Origin of the sequence: Kitasatospora sp. NPDC056327 (genome assembly GCF_042261735.1) — a bacterium.
Lineage (GTDB): Bacteria > Actinomycetota > Actinomycetes > Streptomycetales > Streptomycetaceae > Kitasatospora.
In genome coordinates, this window is the sequence record NZ_JBHJRC010000450.1 from 1 (window position 1) to 4297 (window position 4297).

4 protein-coding genes and 1 pseudogene are annotated in these 4297 nt (G+C 68.0%); 2 read left to right on the forward strand and 3 right to left on the reverse strand.

Annotated features, from left to right (window positions below):
• Positions 1 to 354: 354 nt before the first annotated feature.
• Positions 355 to 591, reverse strand: a complete 237-nt coding sequence (locus tag ACFCX4_RS34980; protein WP_376151301.1) for a hypothetical protein — start codon at positions 589 to 591, stop codon at positions 355 to 357.
• A 33-nt stretch (positions 592 to 624) separates the two neighbouring features.
• A complete protein-coding gene (locus ACFCX4_RS34985; RefSeq protein ID WP_376151303.1) occupies positions 625 to 1128 on the reverse strand; it encodes a glycine-rich domain-containing protein in 504 nt (167 codons plus the stop codon).
• 1026 nt (positions 1129 to 2154) lie between these two features.
• Here ACFCX4_RS34985 and ACFCX4_RS34990 point away from each other — a divergent pair.
• A pseudogene (locus ACFCX4_RS34990) lies at positions 2155 to 2922 on the forward strand (helix-turn-helix domain-containing protein).
• 472 nt (positions 2923 to 3394) lie between these two features.
• On the forward strand, positions 3395 to 3856 hold the full coding sequence (locus ACFCX4_RS34995; protein WP_376151305.1) for a hypothetical protein: 462 nt from the start codon (positions 3395 to 3397) through the stop codon (positions 3854 to 3856).
• A gap of 265 nt (positions 3857 to 4121) precedes the next feature.
• Here the strand turns inward: ACFCX4_RS34995 and ACFCX4_RS35000 are convergent, their stop codons facing one another.
• On the reverse strand, positions 4122 to 4259 hold the full coding sequence (locus tag ACFCX4_RS35000; RefSeq protein WP_376151307.1) for a hypothetical protein: 138 nt from the start codon (positions 4257 to 4259) through the stop codon (positions 4122 to 4124).
• Between the last annotated feature and the right edge of the window lie 38 nt (positions 4260 to 4297).

Sequence of the window (4297 nt, forward strand, 5' to 3'; positions counted from 1 at the left end):
TATTTCGTGGGGGGGGGGTGCGGGGGGGGCCCCCATTTTTTGTCCGCCGGGGGGCCACCATGGGCCGCGGGTTGCCGCCGGCGACGGGCCGGCGGTGGGTGGTGGGGTATGTGGGTGTGCCCCACTCCCCACTCCACCATGGTCATCGGGGGGTTCGGTGGAGGCCGGTGGGCTGGTGGTTGTGGGGGTTGGTTTCGGGGCTGAAGTGGCCGGCCTGGCGGGCGATCCAGGTGTATTCGGTGGAGCCGTCGGGGAGGGCGCGCAGGACTGGGACCGGGCTGGGAAGCTTCGTCACCGATCGCACGGAGCGGCCCCGCCCGGGCGAACCCGGACGGGGCCGTTACAGGGCGCGGCTCAGCGAGGGATGGGGACGACGAACCCCCGCGTTGCACCGGCCTGGCCCGCCTGACGGGACCGGCCCCGGACCGCGGTCAGCACGTCGTCGGTGATGTCCCGCCTGGTGCTGGGGTCGGCACTGTCGTACACCCGCCATTGCCCGTCCGGGTCGCCCGGGTCTTCGGGAGAGACGATGCCCCGAATACCCAGTCTCTGAAGCGACTTGGACAGCTGCTGGGCTTCGTCTTCGTCCATGCTCTCCGCCCTCTCCGTGTGGGTGGGTTCAGGCTAGTGGGCTTCGCCCCCGCCCCCGCCTCCACCGGAGCAGTGCGACGCGCACCCGCCGGGGTTGATCGGGCCGCAGCCGCCGGGGATCGGGGTGTGGGAGCAGTTGGCGGCGACGCCCACCAGGGCGCGGGTCGGGCCGGTCCACAGCTCGTGGTCGGGGGTGTAGCCGGCCTCTTCGATGAGCGCGACGGTCCGGGCGAGGGCGTCCGGGTCGTGGCGCGTCTCGTCGGGGCGCTCGGGGTAGTGGTGCACGAAGCCCCCAAGCCGCTCGCACACCCCGGCGTAGGGGCGCGTGTGGAGAATGAGGGCGTGCCGCCCCTCGTCCACGACGTTGGACGGGGTGATCCGAACGGTGGGGAACCTGCGGGCGGTGACGACGAACTTCAGCGCCTCGGTCACGATGCGCTCGGCCGTGCCGACCGCCATGCCGGGGTTGTTGTCCACCACCGTGGCGGTGACGCCCCCGAACGCTTCGGGGGTCAGGAGGGTGCGGACGTCATGCATGCGTGCTCCCTGGACCTGTTGAGTCCGGCCCACGGGCGTGGACCGGGATTTGTGCGGCCCGTCGGTCCAGCCGACGGGAGTCTGTCGTCCGGTCCCGGGTCGGCGGACTGGCCGGCTGGAACGGGCGTCTCGCGGCGATCGGCGGGCGGTCGGAACGGTGCTGCTCGTACTGGTTCTCTGCCGGCTTCGGCCCGGCGCACTTCAGCGCCCGGACGACGGACTTGCAGCCGACCCGGCTGCGGAACAAGATCACGGTGGAGGTGACGGTTCCGGTGGTCGGGTCGTCGTGCCGCCGCCGTCCGAGGAGCACGCCTTCCCGCCCGTCGGTGTGCCGGTAGACCTCTTGCTGCCGCGGGAGCTTCAGGTCTTCGACGCAACCGACCGCAGCCTTGAGCACGTACCCGCATCCGATGCTGTCGGCCAGGGGCGGAGCTGCCCCTCGTCCCGGGCAGGCGTCGGCCATGACAGCGTGTCCAGGACGGGGGTCCTGTGGTGCTACTCGGGCCGGTCCCGTACGGCCTGAATGATCCGGCGGCGGGACGGGCTGACCAGCAGCACCGGCCGGGACCACTGGAGCGTTCCGCGCCACAACACCTTGGGAGCGGTCCGGGGGGGGGCACGTCCGATCAGCTTCAACCAGCGCCCGGCGACCGCGGCGCGACCGTACGGGTTCATGCGGCCCGCCTTCGCCCGCACACTTGAACGGGCAGCTCCTCCGGGTGCCGCTTCAGGTAGTCCCGCGGCAGCAGGATGCCGAAGGCGCCGCACCCGCACTTCCACTCACCGACGTCGGCGACGGGGTCCGGGCCGGGCGAAGCCGAGTCGATCCGCTTACCGCATGGACAGAGACCGGACTCCGAAGCGTCCGGCTCGGGGGTCGGGTCGCACCTCACCATTGCCGCTCCTCTGTGTCCGCGGAGGGCTTGATGGTGTCCTGGGAGGTCGAACCATTGCGACGCCATGCGGGCGTCTCTCTGACGTCTTGGCAAGGCGTCATTTCGGTGTCGTCCAGCGGAGACCAGCCCTATGGTGGACTGCATGACGACGCCGAACGAAACCTTGCGGGCCGTGCGCCTCGGCCTTCGTCTCAGCCAAGACGAGTTCGCGCAGCGCCTGAGGGCAGCGGGTGCCGCCCAGGGTGAGCCCAACGACGCAAGCAAGCGCCTCGTTCAACGTTGGTAGTCAGGAGATGTCAGGGCACCCCGGCCGGTGTACGTTCGAGCCCTTGAGGCAGTCACCAAGCTTTCCGTGGACCGCCTCGGCTTCGAATCACCACAGCTGTCACCAAAGGTCAGCATGGACGGTACGGGAGGCCATGACGTGACCAGCGATGAAACGGGCATTCCCGTGCAGACGGCGCCCGCCGCTACGGGTGAGGACTACTCGGGGGTGTGGATCAGCCACTACGAGTTCTTCAGCAGCAGCCGGGAGAACACGTTCACCGGCCTGCATCACGTTGTGCTGTCCCAGAACGGAAATCGGATCACTGGCCGCTCCCTTCCTGGGGCGTCGTCCAACCCCGGCTCGCCGCTGTCGTTCGATCTCACTGTCGATCGAAACATCGTGACGGGCTCGTGGGTGGAACAGACCGCACAGGACGGTTACTACCAGGGGGCGCGGTACCACGGCGCCATTCAGCTGCTGGCCGACCCGACCGGGCGCTGCATGGCTGGAAAATGGGTTGGCTTCGGCAAGGAATTCGATGTCAATACCGGCCCCTGGGAACTTCGGCTACTGGAAAGGTCCACGGCTGATGAGGTCCTGAGCCGCTACAGCATTCCGCCGGAGGCGTAGCACCTCTGACTGCGCAGAAATCCCCAGCGGTAGCCCGCTGGGGTCTCTTTTGTGCTTCAAGGTGTCTAGCACCTTATAGCTGTGCGTTTCGCCCCCATGAGAGGGTGCCTCTCTCCGGGCCCCTCAGCACGGCTTCGCCTTTGCGGCAGGGCAGGTGGTCACCGGGGGTGCCTGGGTCCAGCGCCGCACCCAGGGCGCGTACGGCGACCCGTGGCCGGGATCGCCGGCGGGTACGGCCGGGAGCTTTCGGAGCGCCCCGCCCGGCCGGCCGCCGCCCCGGGCGGCCCACCCCCTGAGGTCAAGGCACCGTGTGCACATGACTCCCCCTCCCCCTTGAGTCGCGGACCACGTGATCCGCGACCGTGATTCCACCAGCAACCGGACAGCCCGCCATTCGGCGTACTCGTGGGCGTGCGAGTAGACCAACCGAGTGACCCGCCCTACCCTGTTGCGGACGAGAGCAGGGACGGTCATGACTGGAAATCAGATCAGCGGCAGCGAATTGAATTTCGCCGTTCAGGCCGGCACCGTAAGCGGTGGCATCAACCTGACGCCGGCCAGCACGGCAGAGCGCATGAACGGCATCTATCGTGAAATCTACATGGTCACGAATTGCATGATTGAGCTGGTTCCCGCCAATCACCCCACTCGTTCCACGCTGTCCGATCAGCAGGCAGAGCCAATCGTCAATGCCATCTTTGAATGCCAGCGAAAACTGGAGTCGCACAAGATGGACATTCAACTTTTTGCGCCGACTGCCACAGTCGAAGCCTTTGAGATGCTTCAGTTGGTGGTCCGATTTGCGCTTACCAATGTGATGTCCCTTAATCGGGACAGTTGGCCGCCCGGTGGAGCGCAGCCCGTACCAACCATGAGGTCGACCCTGGAAAAGGTGCTTCAGAGATTTGCCGCCAGCGTCCCTCGGCCCAACTGAGGGGACCGCGTGAGCTTGCAGCCCCTTTCGGCAGTGGCTGCTCGTGGGCGACGCTGCCCCCTTCGCCGCACGACTCCGGAGGAACCACCGGTGGCGCGGGGGTCGTGGTGCATCTCTCCACCCAGAGAGAAGGCCCCGCCTCAGAGGCAGATGATCACTGTGTCCGACTTCGGAGTCAGACCCCGGTGATTCCTCGCGCCTTCCAGGACGGGCAAGGCCGTGGGCCTCCAGCGCCGCCCAGGCGGCCATGTCGGTCCGGCCCGTGTCACGCCAGCATCCTCGGCACGATGCCGTAGTCGTCGAGCTGCGGGAATCGGACGATCCCACCGTGATCCTCTGCACGACCCCGGCTGCGTTCGCCGGCCTCCTCGGCCGCATCAAGGCGGGCGAACTCGACAGCCACGCCTGACCTGGTGGCCCTCGCCCGATGAGGGCGAGGGC